General features: G+C 32.7%; 13 protein-coding genes. 2 read left to right on the top strand and 11 right to left on the bottom strand.

What is annotated here, in order from left to right:
- Positions 1-335: 335 nt before the first annotated feature.
- The 7 genes from J3477_RS14980 to J3477_RS15010 all read right to left on the bottom strand — a co-directional run bounded on the left by J3477_RS14980 (position 336) and on the right by J3477_RS15010 (position 7,205).
- The gene (locus J3477_RS14980; protein ID WP_206870779.1) at positions 336-779 is read right to left on the bottom strand and encodes a YaiI/YqxD family protein; all 444 of its coding nucleotides are present in this window, start codon (positions 777-779) and stop codon (positions 336-338) included.
- A gap of 507 nt (positions 780-1,286) precedes the next feature.
- Positions 1,287-2,636: a glucose-6-phosphate isomerase gene (locus tag J3477_RS14985; protein ID WP_206870780.1), complete on the bottom strand. Its 1,350-nt coding sequence runs from the start codon at positions 2,634-2,636 to the stop codon at positions 1,287-1,289.
- Positions 2,637-2,807: 171 nt separating this feature from the next.
- Complete coding sequence (locus J3477_RS14990; protein WP_183279890.1) at positions 2,808-3,023, bottom strand: hypothetical protein; 216 nt, start codon at positions 3,021-3,023, stop codon at positions 2,808-2,810.
- 293 nt (positions 3,024-3,316) lie between these two features.
- The gene (locus J3477_RS14995; RefSeq protein WP_206870781.1) at positions 3,317-4,288 is read right to left on the bottom strand and encodes an ABC transporter ATP-binding protein; all 972 of its coding nucleotides are present in this window, start codon (positions 4,286-4,288) and stop codon (positions 3,317-3,319) included.
- A 1-nt stretch (position 4,289) separates the two neighbouring features.
- Positions 4,290-5,270, bottom strand: coding sequence for an ABC transporter ATP-binding protein (locus J3477_RS15000; protein ID WP_206870782.1), 981 nt, complete (start codon positions 5,268-5,270; stop codon positions 4,290-4,292).
- Positions 5,271-5,282: 12 nt separating this feature from the next.
- Positions 5,283-6,227, bottom strand: coding sequence for an oligopeptide ABC transporter permease (gene opp4C / locus J3477_RS15005; protein ID WP_206870783.1), 945 nt, complete (start codon positions 6,225-6,227; stop codon positions 5,283-5,285).
- 12 nt (positions 6,228-6,239) lie between these two features.
- Entirely contained in the window at positions 6,240-7,205 is a 966-nt protein-coding gene (locus tag J3477_RS15010) for an ABC transporter permease (protein ID WP_206870784.1), read from the bottom strand.
- Between the two features lie 1,124 nt (positions 7,206-8,329).
- Between J3477_RS15010 and J3477_RS15015 the strand changes: the two genes are divergently transcribed.
- Positions 8,330-9,556, top strand: a complete 1,227-nt coding sequence (locus J3477_RS15015) for a glycosyl hydrolase family 8 (RefSeq protein WP_206870785.1) — start codon at positions 8,330-8,332, stop codon at positions 9,554-9,556.
- A 267-nt stretch (positions 9,557-9,823) separates the two neighbouring features.
- Here the strand turns inward: J3477_RS15015 and J3477_RS15020 are convergent, their stop codons facing one another.
- Positions 9,824-11,275 (bottom strand): arabinan endo-1,5-alpha-L-arabinosidase, encoded by a 1,452-nt coding sequence (locus J3477_RS15020; protein WP_206870786.1) that lies wholly within the window; start codon positions 11,273-11,275, stop codon positions 9,824-9,826.
- 735 nt (positions 11,276-12,010) lie between these two features.
- Between J3477_RS15020 and J3477_RS15025 the strand changes: the two genes are divergently transcribed.
- The gene (locus J3477_RS15025; RefSeq protein WP_206870787.1) at positions 12,011-13,270 is read left to right on the top strand and encodes a polysaccharide lyase family 7 protein; all 1,260 of its coding nucleotides are present in this window, start codon (positions 12,011-12,013) and stop codon (positions 13,268-13,270) included.
- A 353-nt stretch (positions 13,271-13,623) separates the two neighbouring features.
- Here J3477_RS15025 and J3477_RS15030 read toward each other — a convergent pair whose 3' ends face one another.
- Genes J3477_RS15030 through J3477_RS15040 form a run of 3 tightly spaced genes read right to left on the bottom strand, consistent with a single transcriptional unit; the run spans position 13,624 to position 20,259 of the window.
- Positions 13,624-16,377, bottom strand: a complete 2,754-nt coding sequence (locus tag J3477_RS15030; protein WP_206870788.1) for a GH36-type glycosyl hydrolase domain-containing protein — start codon at positions 16,375-16,377, stop codon at positions 13,624-13,626.
- A 24-nt stretch (positions 16,378-16,401) separates the two neighbouring features.
- Positions 16,402-17,271: a glycoside hydrolase family 16 protein gene (locus J3477_RS15035; RefSeq protein ID WP_228731290.1), complete on the bottom strand. Its 870-nt coding sequence runs from the start codon at positions 17,269-17,271 to the stop codon at positions 16,402-16,404.
- Between the two features lie 3 nt (positions 17,272-17,274).
- Positions 17,275-20,259: a GH36-type glycosyl hydrolase domain-containing protein gene (locus J3477_RS15040; RefSeq protein WP_206870789.1), complete on the bottom strand. Its 2,985-nt coding sequence runs from the start codon at positions 20,257-20,259 to the stop codon at positions 17,275-17,277.
- Between the last annotated feature and the right edge of the window lie 97 nt (positions 20,260-20,356).

A 20,356-nucleotide genomic window follows, 5' to 3' on the forward strand; every position in this document is an offset into this window, starting at 1 on the left:
GGCCTATTCTCAGTAAATTTTTTTAATATCTAAGGTTACATTAATACCTTCATCTATATTTATAAACTACTATATCAAAATAATTATATTACATTTCCCATTAATTGTAAAATCTTTGTTGTATTTTTACAATCTATATTGTATATTTCAGAAAACTCTTACTTTTTATGATAAGACATAGACTATTAAATAACAAGCTAAAGATTCCAATATTATCTATAAATTAAAGTCTATATGATAAAATCATATTAATTCTTTCATAAGCTCATTAAAGCATAGGCTGCATAACCACTAAATTTCATAAAGTTAAAATAAAAGGCTTGAAAGATGTTTTATCATTCTTCCAAGCCTATTTCTATTAATCTCTTTAATGATCTATATAGTTTTAAATCATCTTCTTCAGTTCTTTTTTTATGAGTTCCAGTTCTTCCACCACTTCTTCTAACTTTTTGAGATATATGTCTTTCAAAAAGTAATCTATCAATATTTTTATCGTCGTATATATTTCCCTTAGGATTCAATGCATAGCAACCTCTTCCAAGAACCATAGCTGCTACTCCATAATCTTGAGTTATTATTATATCTCCCTTTTTAGCATTGTTTATTATATACATATCAACGCTTTGAAAGCCACTTTCCACAATAACAACCCTACTATAATCTGATGATATCAAATGATGCATATCGCAATATATATCAACTTCTATATTATGTTCCATAGCTGCTTTTTCTATATACGCTTTACCTGGACATCCATCACCATCTACAATTATTTTCATGCTATTCTCCTTCTTAATTTTTTAAGTGCTCAATATATATAATCCATCTTTTGTATACAAACTCGGTTATTAATTCTACAAATCATTAATGAGAAATAACTACTTAGTTAAATTTTATTTGGGATTGGTCTATCTATTACAAAGTATTCACGTTAATATTATTATTTCAATTAATATGCTTCCATTATACTCTTTTGATACACCTATAAAGGGCATATTTATAATATTGTTAAAATTAAATGGTTATGCAGGAGATGCTATATGAGCGAGCTATTAGAATTAAATGATTTTTTCAGATGGAATGGCGTTAAGAAACTGTACTGTTCGAACGTAGTGAGTTTACAGTTTTAGCCATGTAATATGACAAAATCATATTAATTCTCTGCGCAAGCTCATTAAAGCATTGGATGTATGACCATTTAATTTCAACACATCACTTTAACAGTACCTAGTAGTAATACTAAAATTAATAGAAACTCAGCAATAATGCTGAGTTTCTTAAAAAAATTATAATCTACCTTCAAGTTCTTTCTTTAAATCTTCAAAGCCTGGTTTTCCAAGTAGAGCAAACATGTTTTTCTTGTATGCTTCAACACCTGGTTGGTCAAATGGATTAATTCCTAATAAATGACCACTTATACCACAAGCTTTTTCAAAGAAGTATACTAATTGACCAAAGTAGTATGCTGAAAGTTCTGGAACATTAACTATAACGTTAGGAACTCCACCATCATTGTGAGCTAATACAGTACCTTGGAAAGCTTTCTTATTTACGAAATCCATAGTTTTTCCTGCTACGAAGTTTAATCCATCTACATTATCTTCAGTAGCTTCTATAGTTATTTCTTTCTTAGCTTTTTCTACGCTTATAACTGTTTCAAATATATCTCTTCTTCCATCTTGGATATATTGTCCCATTGAGTGAAGATCTGTTGAGAAGTCAACTGCTGCTGGGAATATTCCCTTGTTGTCTTTTCCTTCTGATTCTCCGTATAATTGTTTCCACCATTCATTAAAGAAATGAACTGATGGTTCGTAGTTAACTAGTATTTCGATTGACTTACCTTTGTTGTAAAGAGCATTTCTAACTGCTGCGTATTTGTAGCAATCATTATCAGCTAAAGAAGTATTTGCATAAGCTTCTCTTGCATCTGCAGCTCCTTGCATTATTTCATCAATGTTGATTCCTGCTGCTGCTATTGGAAGAAGTCCAACTGCTGTTAAAACTGAGAATCTACCACCAACATCATCAGGAATAACAAAAGTTTCGTATCCTTCAGCGTCAGCTAAAGACTTTAATGCTCCTCTGCTCTTATCAGTAGTAGCATATATTCTTTCCTTTGCTCCATCTTTACCGTATTTCTTTTCCATATAGTCTTTAAATACTCTGAACGCGATTGCAGGTTCAGTTGTAGTACCTGATTTAGATATTACATTTACACTTATATCAAGACCTTCAACAGCCTCAAGTAATTCTGCCATATATGTTGAACTTATGTTATTTCCTACATAGAATACAGCTGGTGCTTTTCTCTTGCTAGCTGGTAAACAATTATGGAAGTTATTTGTAAGCATTTCAATTGCAGCTCTTGCACCAAGGTAAGAACCACCGATACCTATAACTATAAGCGCATCTGAATCAGATTTTATCTTCTCAGCAGCTTTCTTTATTCTTGCAAATTCATCTTTGTCATAATTTACAGGAAGATCAACCCATCCTAAGAAATCTGAGCCAGCTCCTGTTTTGTTGTGTAACTTATTATGAGCAGAAAGAACCATGTCTTCCATATATCCTACTTCATACTCATGTAAGTAAGGTGCAACCTTTGATAGATCTAAAGTTAATCCCTTTTTCATATTACTACCTCCAAAATTTTAAGACTAATAGTATATTAAATATATATTAATATTATAAGCATTTAAAAAATCGCTAATGCGCCTTTTATTAGTGACTTTTTTGCGCATCTGCCTTTTCCATACTAATGTAAGGAACATCTGACATGTGGTATTTTTTTATTAGTGCATGATTTATCTTAACCACACTCTTGTAATAAATAGCATTATAAGGGTAAAAATAATTATTGCGATTATTAGCATTGGTAGTATTATTATGTATTGAGCAATCATTATAGCTAAGAGATCTTTAAAAGTAGGTTTGTCCTGCTCTTGCTGTTCTTGCATTTCTTTTATAAACTGCTCTTCTTCACTAAGTATCTTTTCTTCCTTCTTCCCAACTTTGAACAATAATTTCACCTCATATTAATTTATCATTTTGTATTATACCACAATAAGCTAGTACAAGAAATCTTTTCTATAATATTTTTCACCTTTAGAAAAAGGTTGTAAAAATCTCTAATTTCTTATTGCTCCTTTGTGCTTTGTATATATATTAAGAATTACCTATCTAATTAAAATCATTGCATTTTTATCTACTATAACTATCTTAAGGATATATTGTATTTAACTTCATAATATATATTAAAAAACATATCCCAAATAAGAAAAAAGTCTAAACTTTCGCTTAGACTTTTTCATTTTTAATCAACTAAGTGACAAGCAACCCAGTGTTCATTTCCAACATTTTTATATACAGGAACCTGCTTAGAACACTTTTCCATAGCATAAGGACATCTTGTATGGAATTTACATCCTGATGGTGGATTTGCTGGTGATGGAATATCACCTTTAAGCAGTATTCTTTCTCTCTTTAAAGTTGGATCTGGTACAGGAACTGCTGATAAAAGCGCCTTTGTATATGGGTGCAATGGATTATCATATAATTCCTTTTTAGGAGCAAGCTCAACCATGCTTCCAAGATACATAACACCAACTCTATGAGATATGTGCTTAACAACACTCAAATCATGCGATATAAAAAGATAAGAGAATCCTCTTTCTTGCTGCAAGTCAGTCATAAGATTTATAATCTGAGACTGTATTGAAACATCAAGCGCAGAAACAGGCTCGTCTGCAACTATAAAACTAGGATTTAATATAAGTGCTCTTGCGATACCTATTCTTTGTCTTTGTCCACCTGAGAATTCATGAGGATATCTCTTCATATGGTATGCTGCAAGACCACTTCTCTCAAGAGTTTCTGCAACTAAATCTGGAATCTCATCCTTCTTAGCTATACCATGGTCAAGCAAAGATTCACCTACAAGCTCTCCAACTGATAATCTTGGATTTAAAGAACTATAAGGATCTTGGAATATCATCTGCATCTTTGGTCTTATAGATCTTAAATCATTTTTGCTTAATTCAAATATATCTTTACCTTCAAATATTACTTTTCCTTCTGTTCTTTCGAGCAGTCTTAATATAGTTCTTCCAGTAGTTGATTTACCACAACCTGACTCACCAACTAAACCTAAAGTTTCTCCCTTTTTTAATTGAAAGGATACATCATCAACAGCCTTAACATTACCAACTGTTTTTTGCATTATACCAGCTTTAATAGGGAAATACTTTTTTAGATTTTCAACTTTCAATAGTGTATTATCTTCCATATTATTTTCCCTCCTCATAAAGCCAGCATGAAACCTTGTGTATAGGACTTACGTTTATCAAAGTTGGTTGCTTATCCTTACACATATTCATACATCTATCACATCTTGTATTAAAATAACAATTGTCAGGCATTCCTATCGGATTAGGAACTTGACCTGGTATTGAATAAAGCTTATCTCCTGTTTCTTCAGTTAGAAGTGGCTTTGATTTAAGCAATCCTTGAGTATACGGATGAAGTGGATTCTTAAATAATTCTTCAACTGGTGCTTCTTCTATAACCTTACCAGCATACATTACAACTACATAATCAGCCATTTCAGCAACTACTCCAAGATCATGTGTTATAAGCATAATCGAAGTATTAAGCTTTTTCTTAATATCTCTCATAAGATCAAGAATTTGAGCTTGTATTGTAACATCTAATGCTGTAGTAGGTTCATCTGCTATGAGAAGCTTAGGATTACAGCTTACAGCCATAGCTATCATAACTCTTTGTCTCATACCCCCTGAAAGTTCATGAGGAAATGATTTCATTATTTGCTCAGCTCTAGGAATTCCAGTGATTTTTAGAACTTCTATTGCTTTTTCTTCAGCTTCGTGTTTTGAAAGCTTTTGATGAAGTATTATCGCTTCAGTTAATTGTTCTCCAATTCTAAAAACTGGATTAAGAGATGTCATAGGTTCTTGAAATATTACTGAAACCTCATTACCTCTCATATTTCTTAATTCTTCTTCAGTAAATTTTAGTATGTCTTTTCCATTGAATAATATCTCTCCACCAACTATCTTTCCTGGAGGATTAGGGATTAGTTTCATTAGTGACATCGCAGTAACTGATTTACCACAACCTGACTCACCAACAACACATACAGTTTCCCCTTCTCTTATATTAAAGCTAACATCATTAACAGCTTTAACAATACCACCGCCAGTGTAGAAATAAGTCTTTAAGTTTTTAAATTCTACTAAATTTTTAGCCATAATTTTATCCTCCTACACTTTAAGCTTAGGATCTAATGCGTCTCTTAATCCATCACCAAATAGGTTTATTGCCATAACCGTTAAGAATATACATATTCCAGGTGGCATCCAAAGCCATGGTTGAAATTGAAGTGCATACGAGTCCTGTGCTGCTTGTATCATATTACCCCAAGTAGGTGTTGGTGGTGTTACTCCAAGACCTAAGAAGCTTAGAGCTGATTCAGTAAGAATAGCACTACCAATTCCTAAAGTTGCAGTAACTATTATAGATGCTAAAGTATTTGGAAGTAAGTGCACAAACATCTTTCTTCTATCTCTTAAACCTAAAGCTTCTGCTGCTTGCATAAATTCTTGTTCTCTAAGAGATAAAATCTGACCTCTTACTAAACGCGCAAGACTTGGCCAACTCAAAACACCTATAACAATCATAACAACATATATCTTATATTTAGGGTTAATTCCCATATCCATCATAACAGCACCGATCATTATTAGAAGAGGTAAAAATGGAAAGCATAATAATATATCTACAAATCTCATTATTAAGGAATCGATAATCCCACCATAATAACCAGCCATTATACCAAGTGTAGTTCCTATAATAACCTCTATGCTTACAGCAACAACACCAACAGCAAGAGATATTCTTCCACCGTACATAAGTCTTGCGAGTACATCTCTACCAAGATTATCTGTTCCCAGTGGATGCTGCGCTGTAGGATCCGCTAATGCATTTAGAAGATCTGACTTTTCCCAAAGCATTGTAGTGTCTCCGCCTCTTATAAGCTCATCTATCCATGGACCTATAAACGAGAAGATAATTAATGCTAACAATATATATAAACCAGCCATTGCAAGTTTATTTTTTCTTAAATTTTTCCATGCTAAACTCCAAGGGCTTTCAATTTTTTCTTTCTTATTTACAGTTTCTTTAGTCTTCGGCTCTTTTTTTATCATTTATTCCACCTCCTATTTCAATCTTATTCTTGGGTCAACCAAAGCATATGCCACGTCTGCAAGCAGATTTCCTAAAAGCGTTAAAATGGCAAGCATTAAGTTTGTACCCATTAGAAGGTAGTAATCTCTTGAATTAACTGCTGCAAGTTGAACAGGTCCTATTCCAGGCCAATTAAATATACTTTCTGTAAGTGTTGCTCCAGAAAATAAACCTGGGATTGAAAAACCTAACAATGTAATAACAGGGATAAGTGCATTTCTTAAAGCATGTTTGTAAATAACAACCTTTTCCTTAAGTCCCTTTGCTCTTGCAGTTCTTATAAAGTCTTGTCTTATAACTTCAAGCATACTTGAACGAGTATATCTCATCCAACCTGCTACCGAACCAAGTGTTAAAACTATAAGTGGCAAAATCATATGTTTTATAACATCTATAAAATATTCGAAGCCAGTGTATTGACTTCCCGCTGTTGTCATCCCTGAGAATGGTAATAGCTTTAAATCTACACCAAACCATTTTATAAGTAATAATCCGAAAAAGAATGAAGGAATTGATATTCCTATAAGTGCAAAAACAGTAAATACTTTATCAAATAGTGAATACTGCTTTGTGGCTGAAACAACTCCAATTGGAACTGCTATTAAAACTCCTAACACAAGTGAAGAAAGTGATAAGTAAAAAGAATTAGGTATAAAATCCTTCATTACTTGCGATACCGGTTTTTGATAATACATACTTTCACCAAGGCTTCCTTTAGTTACAAGTTCCTTTACCCAATAATAGTATTGAGTAGGCTTTGATTGATCCAAGTGATACATCGCTCTTAGTTCGTGTTTTCTCTCAGCACTCATATGTGGGTCCATATTAGCAGTAATTGGATCACCTGGCGCTAACGCAAAAATCAAGAAAATGATTAATGATATACCAACTATTGTCGGTATCATTTGAAGTAGTCTTCTTATAATGTACTGTCTCATCGTACCCCCCCTAAACTTTTTATTTACCTAAATAAATAGGCTATCCTTTTATGTTTTGCCGCCCTAAAAATTAAAATTCCCTACATCTATATAATGAAAAGCTATGCTCAAATTAACATAATTATGAGATTACTTTTAAATATATAGAAAAATGGGATTAAATTTTTAAGATTAGCACTTTTAAGTACCTTATCTTACCAAAGATTAAGAATTATTAGTTAAATATAGCATGTCCCAAGAATATTTTGTTAAAATTCCAATTAAATTGTAAGAAAGTTTAAAATACAACCCTGATTTTGTATAAATTGCATAATATTAGCTATTTAAAATATTAATTCACCCTTGAATCAATATTAAATAGCTTATATGTCAGCGCTTTCATAGATTTATCTTACATCTATACAAAAAAATAATATTAAATTTAACTGGTTTTTTAAAGAATTTTGTTTTTAGATTTATAAATATGTAAGGGTGCGAATACAGTATTAGAATTTGAAGAATTTATTTTTATGAAAAGCTTCAATTATAGTTACCCCCTTAACATGAATATAGCCTTTTATCTATATATAGGCTATATTACTAAAACGGAATTGGTAAATTTCTTAATCGCTAGCTGTATAAGTGACAGAAAAGTTTTTTTAACTTTCATTGATAAGAAAATAAAGAAAAAATTTTTTCTCGTTAAATTTTTTTTAACATTCTTCTCTTATCACAGATTGTTATTAAATATTATATTACTTAATAAATATTTTGTAAATACATATATTTTATTGATAACTTACTAAATTTTTCTTGTAAAATTATAAGAATAATACTTCAGCAATTTGTCTTTTAAAAACTTCTTTCACATTTAATATTTTAAAATATCTAATGAATTTTTGAATACTTAAATTACATATATTTCATTTTTATTTTTATTGAATTTATTATTTTAACGTTAAATAAATGCAAAAATTTTTGTATTTTTATTACATTTGTGTAGTATCATGTCTTACATGTTTACAAAAAATTAAACAAAAATACATCAATTGCAAATTGACCCATACTTAATAATTTATATAAGTACGACTTTTCGCTTCGTTCATATACTAAAATTATACTTATATTTTATAGAGGAGTTATCAATGATTTATAACAAAGCTTTAGTCAACTTATATACTCAGGAAAAGCTAAATGATAGCTTAATTTATTTTTATAGCTTATGGAAGAAACGCTACTTAAGAACTGTAGAAAACTCACCTACTAAAATGGATTATCTATTTTACTCCTTAGACCAACCTACCCCAAACAATGCAGTAACTGTTTCAGAAGCTATGGGCTATGCAATGGTTATATTCCCACTAATGAGTAGATTTGATACCAATGCTAAAGATACTTTCACAAGTATCTATAACTTCATTAAAAACTACCCAAGTGTTTTTAATAAAAACTTAATGGCATGGCAGCAAATTAAAACTGCAGATGGGAAGATTGTAAATGCAGAGAAGGAAACAGATTCTGCTACAGATGGAGATATGGATATTAGCTATGGACTTCTTCTTGCTCAAAAACTTTGGGGGGCTGTTGATAAAATCAATTATAGACAAGAAGCTATCAACAGAATTAATGCTTTAATGAATAGCTGTGTTGATAAGACCGATTATACTCTCACTCTAGGAGATTGGGTGCAAGGCATACCAAGCACTACCTTTAAAGGAGTTACAAGAAGTTCGGATTTTATGCTTCATCACTTAATAGAATTCAGTAAAGTCAATATAAAAAACGCAGATAGATGGAAAAGAGTAATTGGTAGAATTGTTTCTATTATAGATGATCAAATGACTAGGGAAAGCAAAAACACAGGCCTTATGCCGGATTTCTTTGTAAAATCTGACGGTATCTTCATAGCACCAAAAACTAAAATATTAGAAGGTCCTCATGATGGTGATTACTTTACTAACAGCTGTAGGACCCCTTGGCGTTATTCTATGCCAATACTATTTAATAACAGTCAAGTTACCAATCAAATTAATACATTAAATAGATGGATAAAACAGACAACAACCCAAAACCCAAAGAATATAAAATCAGGATACTATATAGCAAACGGTACCCCTGGTGCAAGTTTCGGTGAAACTAATAATCTAGCTTTTATAGCTCCATTTCTAGTTAGCTCCCTTACACAAGAAGGTAACGATAAGTGGACAGTAGACATATGGAATACTCTAATGGAAAAACCAATCGAAAAATGTACCTTCTATGAAAACACCCTTAAGCTTATGGCTATGATAATTGCTACTGGAAACTGGTTTACTCCTAGCAGTACTGAAAATTTGTTTAAGAGACAATGTCAGTATAGAATTCATATTTAAGTGCTGCTTCACTGAAGTGTATGCATTCTTATCGTTTAAGAATATTGTTTAAATTAATTGGTTATACAGGAGACGCTATATGAGTGAGCTATTAGAATAAAATGATTTTTTCAAACATTAATAATTTATTAACTATTAAAATAAGTAGTTTATTTATAAAACAAGAACCTATCTACTATATAGATAAGTTCTTGTTTTATGTGCACTCATTAAATTTTAAACCATTTTATTAATTATTCTATAGAAGTCTTTAAGTTTTTTATCTCTTTAATTGATTTTCTTTCCCCAAACCGCCGTTCCAGATTGATTTAAACCTGTGTAAATAAGAGTTTGTCTGCTGTTTTCCCAGTCCCAGGAAGGCAATATCTTGCAAGTATCTATCCAGTAGTCTCCTGGGGCTACCCCTGGAGCATACCAATAAAGTTTAAGGGTATTTGTACCTGTAAGTGTCCAGTGATTATTACTTGACTCACTTCCTATCTTTCCACTTGCGAGAAGAACAGTATTTGTAGAACCTATTTTACCTGAATTACTTCTGTCTAATACAATGCTTTGATAAGTTCCAGCAATTGATGTGGCAGGTATAGTTTGTTCATATTCTTTATCATATCTTTCAGGTGATGCTATTGGCCAACCATCATCTGACCATAATAATTTTCTTACATGAAGATATGCCCAGTTTATATCAGAACCAGTACGAGCATGATGAACTATATAATAATTAGTCCCCTGCTTAAACACAGAATTGTGCCCTGGTGCAAGCCATCCGCTATCACTTCCAAAAGCATAGCTCCCTAATATCTTAGTGCCCACTTCATTTGGTGTTGTAGTTGTAGTATTTATCATATTGTTATTATTATAATCCAAATAAGGTCCTGTTACACTTTTTGATCTAGCAACTCTTACTGTATAGTACGGAGATGAACCTAAATAATCATAGGAGCAGAATAGATAGTAATACCCCGTGGATGAGTTATAAGTTATATAACCGCCTTCTACTGCATTATTTACACTGGAAGGTCTTCTGGCTATCAAGGTACCTTTACCATAAGTCATAAGCTTTCCAGTAGATGGGTTTATCTCCGATACATATATTCCTCCAAAGAAAGATCCGTATACCATCCATATCTTGCCGCTAGCATCGGTAACTATATTAGGATCTATAGCATTGTCTTCAGCTCCTATATCGGTCTTATAAACTAATCCTTGATCGGTCCAAGGTCCTGTAATAGAACTACTTGTAGCAACTCCTATAAATGACTTGTTTTTGCCAAATACCGAATTGCAATAATACATATAGTAAGTGCTACCTATCTTTTCAATATCTGGAGCCCAAACTAAGGTCTCACCTGTCCAACTTTTTGCTGTTGCTGGAGTTGAAGTAAAAGCTGTACCAACCCACTGCCAATCTACCATATCTTGAGATTTTCTTATCTGCACTGCTTGAGGAGGTGTTGCTGCTGTAGCAAAATCTGTGGAGAAGCAATAATACCAGCCATTTTCATAGTATATGAACGGATCGTGTGCATTCATAGTTTTCCATGCTGAAGGGTTACTAATTGCTGATACATCATTATACTTATAAGCTGGTGGTGCGGTTGGGTAAACTATGCCCGTAGCAGCATATACCCTTTCATTAATTCCTGATGAACTTACTAGTAATAGAGCAGTCATCAGAACTGACGTAAGGAACATTAAGGCTTTCTTTTTCTTTGTCACTTTCGTAACCTCCAATTTTGATAGTTTATAAATCAAATTTGCTAGAAACCCTAACAAATAGACTTATCCTTCACTCAACAACCTTAAAATTTGATTTATCCTATTTTCATCAACTTCTGATTATCTCCGAAACCTTTGCTACTTATAATTAACAAAATAATCCACAACTCTTATACTTCGCCTATTTACTTATAAATCAGAAATCAGAATTGGTATATTTATTATATAAAATTCTAAAATAACCTTTTCCAAAGAAATACCTAAAATCTTTTCAAAACACATAAAAGCCTACATTTTACATATATATAAAAAATTATGTTTATTTTTTTATCAATCAATTTAAATATAAATAAAATAAACTTTAATTTCAACCACATTTTTACTTTTTTGATTTTCACATAACAATTTAGAATGTTTTTTGTTAGAAATTCTAGGCATTTTTTATTCTCATCAGCATAAAAAAGTTTAAAAATTACATCCGTAGTTTTACTATTATCTAAGTGCAATCAATTAAATTATTAGTTGTTCACTTATTATAAAGAAATATATAAAGTTATCAACTTGTTAAAAATTGTTAAATTACATTTGATTTTACAATTAGTTACAGTATAATATAAATATACAACAATTTAGCAATCTCATCGTTTCACAACATTTCAATCATCTAGTACAACTCCCCCATAATGCGGACCTAATATATTCACATACATATAAATTTAAAGAGAGGTGTAAAAAATGATTAAAAGTTTTAAAAAAAGAACAGCAATAGCACTTACAGCAGCGCTATTGCTAATGAGCTCAGCTTTTGCAAACAAAAGTGCAAGCGCAGCAGGTCTAACACTTAGTTCAAAAATGGATTATGCTGCTGGAACAACTAGCCTAGGCTCCTCAAATTTAGGAACAGTGACGATAAATTATGACATAACACCTACTACTAACTTGATTGATGGCCTTGTAGGCTACGCAGATTCATCCACCACTGTAAGTGATGCAACTAGTTTTGCTATGATAGTGCGTACAAATACAAGCGGGTATTTTGACGTTAGAAATGGTGACGTATATCAAGCAGTTACTAATGTGCCTTACAGCGCAAACAACACTTATCATGTTAAGATAACCGCTAACATGAGCGGAAAGACTTATAGTGTATGGGTAACTCCACCAAGTGGCACAGCTACCCAAATTGCAACCAACTACGCTTTCAGATCCGATGCACCTTCAACTGACGACTTAGGCCAAATTTGTGCAAGAAGTAAAAGTGCAGATAATCAATTCACAGTACAAAATCATGTCATAACTGGAAGCACTTCTGTACTTAACCCTAACTATGCACCTGGTGGAAACTTTGATCTTTCTAAATGGTTTCTTCAACTCCCAACAGGTTCTAGCGGAAACGTCGATACCGTTTCATCTGCTGCTCTTCAAGGACAAAACGGCTACACAAATCCATACTATTTCTATACTGATAGCACTGACGGTTCAATGGTTATGATGGATCCTAAAACTGGTTGGACTACATCAGGTTCACAGCATCCAAGAACAGAATTCCATGAAAATACTAACGGATGGTCTACGAGTGGGACAAACATTCTTTCTGCCACAGCAAAAGTAACTCAAGTGCCTAGCAACACTTGCATTGCTCAAATCTTCCAAGCAGCTCCTGCCCCTAGCAAGCCACTTTGCGAATTACAATATAAAAATGACGGCACTGTAAACCTGTTCCTTGAAAACACTAATCAAGGTGGAGGCGGAACTACTACTCAAGTTGGTTCAGTACCTCTTGGAACAAAGTTTACCTATGAACTTAAGCTTCAAGGTACTACTATCACCGTAAAGATAAACGGCACTGCTTCAACCTTTGCCTTACCTTCAACCTTTATTGGAGAAAATTTCTACTTTAAAGCAGGAAATTACGATCAATCTGCAACATCTGGTACTCCTTCAACTACTCCTGGTACTGTTGTTAAATTTTATGCTTTAACTATAACTCATTAATAAACAAAGAAAGTCGCTGAATCTATTCGGTGACTTTTTTTGTGCTCTTATTTCCAATACAGTCAAAGTCGCTCTATACGCGCTTTGCCTAAGCCTTCAAAACAGTTAACCTCTATAATTGGATTGAAAACAAGGATTTACAAATTTATATAGACAAGTCATTCCCTATATCTGCTCAAGGAATAAGAGATGCTTATTTTAATAGTAAATTGAGCTCGAAGAAGGGAAGAATATCAGTATCAAATAGTGAAAAATGAAAAAGTTCGCAAGCCTTATAAAATAAGAGCTTGCGAACTTTATATATTATATTGACATTAAATAATTACTTGTAGTTTAGAAGTTATATTGGTATTTTAAGAATTAATATCTTCCAAGTATACAACTATTTTGTGTTCTTCATTTATTAAAAGCTTCTCTATGATCTTTTTATCTAAAATAAATGAACCACCCTTTAGCTTTAACTCTAACTTCTCTCCATTTAGGGTAACTGCACCAATTCTATATTCACCATACTCTAATTGACTTTCATTTTTATATTCTACATGTATCTTTTTACCATCAAATATAGTAAAGGCTGATGCAGTACTATTACCATCAAACTGTGCTTTAACTAATTTAGGCTCAAGCATAAGATCACCTAAGAAGCCTTTTACTCCATATACCTCATTAAGCATTGTAAGTAGCAGCCAACTTGCTGAACCTGTAAGATAGTTGTACATTCCTCTACCACGCTGGCTAATATACTCAGGTATACCTGGTAAAATCCTACTCTTCTCAAAGTCATTGCAATGGTTGTATATCATATCCAGAATCTCAAAACCTTCCTTTGCAAAGCCTCTTTTGTAAAGAGCGTTTATATACATAATTGTCATATGACTAAACATAGCACCATTTTCTTTATGTCCATAGGCAAAGCCAAAACCTCTACCCATATTCAATTTGACTTCCTTAAAATCAGTGTTTAATCTTATACCTCCAACCTTTGGATCCTTTAAATATCTATTAACAGACTTAACAACCTTCTCAATCTGATCTTTGTCAGCTACACCGCCCATTATTGGGAACACTTGTCCTGTAAGTGTCATTCTAGTCCCTGTTTCAAAGTCTCCTTCTAATGCTTTTCCAGCATTATCATAGTAACCATTAAACCATTCAAAGCCTTCAGAATTCTTTATTAATTCCTTAGCTTTAATATGTTCCATTATCCATTCAGCTTTTTTCTTAATATCAGAGGAAAGTTTGTCTATATTAATTTTCATCTTTTCCCCAGAAACATCATGAGTACAAAGCTCAAAATACTTTCTTAATAAATTATTTTTTTCATCAACGGAGTTATAATCTATTGATTCATAAATAGTATCTATTAAAATTGACATTTCCTTAGCAATTTCTACAGATTCTATTTCCAACTTATCTTTTAGCTTTAGCAGCAATTCACTTAATTCCAAGAGATTGCTTCCATATAAAGCAGTGAATGCAACACTTTCTCCTTTTTCGTCTGCCATATCAAAGGCATCATTCCAATCAGCACCTTCAAGTCTCATATTATTATGCATTCCTACATTATAAAAAGCTGTTAAATGCTGAATTAAAATGTGTTCAAGTATACTACCTTTATATATTTTTCCTGAATGGTCCTTTTGCTTATTTCCATAGCTATCGTTCCATTCATGATCTACAGCCTTTGAACGGAAACATTGCTTGTCTTTAAAATACTCTTGTTCCTCAAGTAAGAATCCCAATTCTCCACTCAAATCTAAATACAATTTTGTAGTGATAAATGGCCATGCACCGTGATCCATCCAAGTTCTAGAGATGTTGTTTCTATCTGCAATAAACTCTCCTGGTTTTGTTCCGATAATGGTAGCATTACTTCCATCAAATCTAACTCCAATATAGTTATTGTATAGTAGTTCTCTTACAGGTGCAGGTTCAAGGAGTAATAGTGCTAAACAGTCTTGCCATAAATCTCTCCAACCTCTTCCCCCTCTTCCATAATCATGGTGAGGTAAAAATGAGCATCCATATATTCTTCTCATAATAGGTTGTAGCTCTACCCATTTCATCCATGAGTCAAAAGCTTCGTTAGAAGATGAAAAGTTTAAATTAGATAACTTTCTTTCCCAGTATTCTTTGTTATTATCTAATTCACTTTCAAACTTAGACACACTACCATAGGCCTTTATAAATTCCTCTGAATCAGAATTATTTTCGCTAATCCCCATAATCACTATATAGGAATTGCTTTCACCAGATTTTAGTTCACATTCCTTAAATCTTATTGCTCCTATTGCATCATATCCGTCGATCTCTTCTCCTTCTTTGCAATAGTTTGTTAAATTCTTTATAACCGCCTCAGGATACTGAAGACTTCCACCTTCTCCAATAAAATCTTCTTCTACTGGAAAAAATCCCTCTGGTGCGATTCCATCTCCTTGCACAGCTTGTACTGAATATGAAATTGTATTAATCCTATGCCCTCTTTCATCAAAAGTAAGAGTTGGAGTAACACTAACGCCATATTCATCGGTATATATTCTGTGAAGCAATGATGTTACGTGTCTATGATCTCTTATATTATCTGCTGAGCGTCCATAAATTGGTACAGCAGCAGTAGGTGTAAATCTCAAATTATCTGATTTAATATTTGTTATTGTTATTTTCATTAATTCAACATTATGTTTACCAACAGGTACAAAGTTTGTTATCTCTGATCTTACTCCAAGCTTTGTATTTTCTCTTACGACTTTTTGCCAAAGAAAACCTGCATGTAGCTGCACACTTTCTTCGCTTTGTTCTTTAAAGCTAAGACTCATCTGATCAGAGGAATTTCCTGCAGCTGACCATGAAGTGTCTTTATCTATATATAACCAAAAGTTTCTTGAATTTGCTGAAAAATTTAAGTTTCTTACTGATACTGGCTCCATTAAAAAAGCATTTTGATTAATTTTAATATCACCTGCAAGTAATGGGGTTATTGAACTCATCATTCCATTTTCATTTGCCAAAGGAAAATACAAGCCACTAGTTTTGTGCGGATTATCTAATGTAAACTCACCGCTCTTTCCAATAAATTTCCATGATGAATTTTTTGTTTTTTCTACCATAATATCCTCCAATAAAATTTGTAATTATTTTTTTATCCCTAGATCATAAACTCTCACGTAATCTACTTCCATAGCTTGTGGGAAAATACTGTCATCAATGCCCTTTTGGCCACCCCAACTTCCACCAACTGCAATGTTTAATATTAAATGGAATGGTTTATCATATGGCCAAGATTTCCACTTTTCTTCTTTGTCAGTTATAGGATCATATTCTGTAGTAAAATATTTTTGGTTATCCACAAAAAAATCTATCTTATTAGGTCTCCACTCCATAGCATATACATGAAATTCGGTGTCAACATTATCAACCTTTATTTGTGCAGTTTTTTGTGTATTTGCCTTCCAATAATATTTCAGTGAATGTGCTGTAGCATGTATTGTACCTTGATCAAAGCCTACATGCTCCATTATGTCTAGCTCTCCACTTTGTGGCCATGCTCCATAGTCACTATTTTCAGGCATCATCCATATTGCAGGCCAAGTCCCTACCCCTTTAGGTAACTTTGCTCTAATTTCAAATCTTCCATAGCACCAAGAATCTTTAGTCAAAAGCCTCACAGAAGTATATTCATTAAAGGCATATTTTTCTTTATTTGCAGTAATTATTAATTTTCCATCTTGAACCTTAGCATTTGAAAGTTCATCAGTATAGCACTGCTTTTCATCGTTCCCCCAACCTGATCCACCAATATCATATCGCCACTTTTCTTTATTCGGTGCTCCGTTCTCATTGAAATCGTCTTCAAATACTAGCTTCATATTCTCCTTATTTTTCCCATCTAGGTTCATATTTTTCTCCTTTCTCTCACTTATAATAACATTTATTCCAATAAATATCACTATGATTATGCTTAATAGTATACCAATTCCTAAATATATCTTTTTATTTTTCACTAATTAACACCCCTTGTATTGTAAACATATATTCACCTGGTGTTCTTTATGATCTTCAAAAATCTTAATTATATTACCTTCAGTTTCTACATTATCAACCTTAATGGTGCATGAAGAGTCTTTTATTCTGAAGAACCCTTCTGGTTTTGTTATTTTAATATTATATGTGGCTTTACCAGTATTAAGCATAATGCTTATAAACTTCTGCGCTTCCATAAGTATTGGATCTATTTCAATACCTCTCGCTGTATATTGGATACCGAAAGCATCAAATAAAGATAATGTAAGCCAAGTAGAGGTTCCGCTCAATGTAGGTCCAATGTTTTCACCTGTATCGCTATTGTTATATTGGGTGCAAAATCTTGGATTTCCACAAGTTACATATGGATGCTCCATGGTTTTATAAGGTAAAACTAAATTTATCATCCAATAAGCTGTAGCTGTAAGTCGCCTTGCCAATTCATTATTTTCAACTTTTTTAGCAGCTTTAAGCATAGCACTGGTTGCCATCATAGTGGCATGTTTGAATATCCCACCATTCTCTCTATCTCCTGGGAAATATTCACCGGTTGCTGTTCCTGTTGCAATCTTTTCCAAATCCGTAGGACTGATAAGTTTTATACCATACGGAGTCTTCAAATGTTTATCTATAGAATCCAGCATTATTTCTATCTGCTCCTCAGTGGCACAATTAGCTAAAATAGACCAACTAAAAGAGTTCAAAAAATACGTCCCATCTTTATTAGGATCAGCAGAAAGTTTATCTCCTTTTGCTCCAAGGTATGTGAACTCGCCATCCTTGTATCTATTAAACAGAACTCTCGCAAAGAAATCGCTCTTCCATGCATGCTGCTGAAGATTCTTATAAAGCTTCTCAGCTACAACTTCAAGCTTACTGCAATACTCTTTATCTCCTTTGAGCTCTCCAATTTCAATCATTTCTTCAAAAGCTAGCTTTAATAAGAATCCATTCATAACACTTTCAGAATAATCACTTTCAAATGGTTCTCCATTCTTTTGTGTTCTTGCTATCTGTTCATTATATCTTCTTTCTTTTTCTATACCATTTATATAGTCAGGATCCAGTTTTAAACAGTCGTTCCAATCTGCAAAGTCAAGTAGTGGTATCCCATGCTTACCAACTGATATTTCTCCTGAATATCTTAAAATTGCTTTCATAGTATCATATAAACTTCTTGTCTTTATTGGATCGCTTCCCCCAATTTCACATTGTTCATCAAGAAATGCTATATCACCTGTTATATTTATATATCTAAATACAGCTTGAATAAGCCACAATCCATCATCTGACCACTTCCCTGGCTCTTTTCCAACCCAGAAAAAATTATGGTATGCATAACCGAATTCAAATACTTTTTCAGCCCATTCCCTAATTAAGCTTTTTACAAGAGCTTTTTCTCCCATGCCTATAAAATAGTACATAGATGCATAAATATCCTGTATTTCTCTAAACCCAATCTCTCTATAACCTTTTTGAGTTTGATCGAAGGAACGTGATACAAAGGTTTGATATAGCACTTGAAAAGGAAGATTCTTATTAACATAAGTATCAAAATTACTGTCTTCTGATATAACTTGCATATAACTACTATACTTATTAATAAAACCTTGACTGCTCTCAAAAGCTTTTTGCAGCTCTTTTTCATCTCTATACTTATTTACTAAGTTCTGCACTTCGTTTTTAAAGGTATCTTCATCAAACTCATCATTTGCTTTATTTGAAACTAGTCCTGTAAAATTATCAACGGTAACCTTATCTAAGGCTTGTATAGTAAAATTGCTACTAAGTGCAAAGAATCCCGGACCCTTTCTATTTAAGTTGTTACTGAGTTTATACAATCCCTCTGGTCTTTCCAAAGAAGCGTTTCCCACAAACTCACTATAACTTGTACAAAATTCCCTAGGTAGTAGCGATTTATTTTCATTATGAGTGATCATAGTATGAAATCTATAATCTCCTTTTGTATACATAGGATAATAATCTGAAGAAATTGCCTCTACATGTCCATCTTTATCAGTAAATACCTTTGCCTGCATAATTACATTGCTATATAAAACATCCTCCATCAATGCGCCAGGAGCAGCACTTCCAAACATACCTGTATAAACTATTTTAATCTTTCTTGCTCTACTAGTATTATTTATTATTTTAATTTGTTGCGCTTCTACAGCTATAGGCATCTTGTCTTCCTGTGGTAATAGGAAAATTAGCCTTTCTATCTCTAAGCCGCATTTAGTCTTATAATAAATCTTAGTATAATTTTGAGCATGTACACATTTACTACTTTCTATATTTTCATCTTTAACATTTGCCGAATAAAAGATCTGCTTTCCATCTTCCACTAAGTAGAACTGACGATTTGCAGGAAATCCATTTTCATCTTGAAGCATATCCCATCTTGTAGCCAATACTTGAGTAGCGGCATGTGCTCTAAAACTCCCTCTTCCAAATTTATCTACTACGCTCTTTGGAGTGGTCTGAAGGGCATGGGAAAATCCGAGTCTATTGCCAAGCAACAGATTTGTATTGAAATGAGGTCCAGGTGCAGGGGCTCTTAGGTCTATTTCATGTTCACCATTTCTATTAATACTACCTACACCATAAGTTATATTTTGTACTATTCCATTTATCTTTTTACTTAGCTCAAAATCTAACAATATTTCAGTAATTTCACTATTTCTACTTGTTAATAGAGTTGTGTCATATATATCTTTAGTAAGCTTAAGCATTGCGAATTCATTTTCTTCTAAAACTTTATCCAATAGCTTTGCTATTTCCCTATCCTTAAATATTTCTAAAGTAACAGGAATTCTAATTTGTAAATTAGTTACACCTACTGCCTTTTTATAAGTACTGTCATAGAATATTCCATCTATAACAGCTCCATTTTCAATTTTTTCTGAGAATATTTCTCTTAATTTATGATCAGCTGACTGTTTTACTTTTCTTGCTACTAGCTCTCTCATCATGCACCTCCAAATTTACCAATTTATAATATATAAAATTAAACTTATTTATAATTGTGAAAAATAGGGATTTAATTTAAAATCCCTATTTTTATCT

Source organism: Clostridium zeae (genome assembly GCF_017312485.1).
In the GTDB taxonomy this organism is placed as follows: Bacteria; Bacillota; Clostridia; order Clostridiales; family Clostridiaceae; genus Clostridium_AR; species Clostridium_AR zeae.

Bases quoted from the DNA above. Each gene is read 5' to 3' on its own strand.
- J3477_RS14980 (WP_206870779.1), bottom strand. From the start codon at position 779: ATGAAAATAATTGTAGATGGTGATGGATGTCCAGGTAAAGCGTATATA.
- J3477_RS14985 (WP_206870780.1), bottom strand. From the start codon at position 2,636: ATGAAAAAGGGATTAACTTTAGATCTATCAAAGGTTGCACCTTACTTA.
- J3477_RS14995 (WP_206870781.1), bottom strand. From the start codon at position 4,288: ATGGAAGATAATACACTATTGAAAGTTGAAAATCTAAAAAAGTATTTC.
- J3477_RS15000 (WP_206870782.1), bottom strand. From the start codon at position 5,270: ATGGCTAAAAATTTAGTAGAATTTAAAAACTTAAAGACTTATTTCTAC.
- opp4C (WP_206870783.1), bottom strand. From the start codon at position 6,227: ATGATAAAAAAAGAGCCGAAGACTAAAGAAACTGTAAATAAGAAAGAA.
- J3477_RS15010 (WP_206870784.1), bottom strand. From the start codon at position 7,205: ATGAGACAGTACATTATAAGAAGACTACTTCAAATGATACCGACAATA.
- J3477_RS15015 (WP_206870785.1), top strand. From the start codon at position 8,330: ATGATTTATAACAAAGCTTTAGTCAACTTATATACTCAGGAAAAGCTA.
- J3477_RS15025 (WP_206870787.1), top strand. From the start codon at position 12,011: ATGATTAAAAGTTTTAAAAAAAGAACAGCAATAGCACTTACAGCAGCG.
- J3477_RS15030 (WP_206870788.1), bottom strand. From the start codon at position 16,377: ATGGTAGAAAAAACAAAAAATTCATCATGGAAATTTATTGGAAAGAGC.
- J3477_RS15040 (WP_206870789.1), bottom strand. From the start codon at position 20,259: ATGAGAGAGCTAGTAGCAAGAAAAGTAAAACAGTCAGCTGATCATAAA.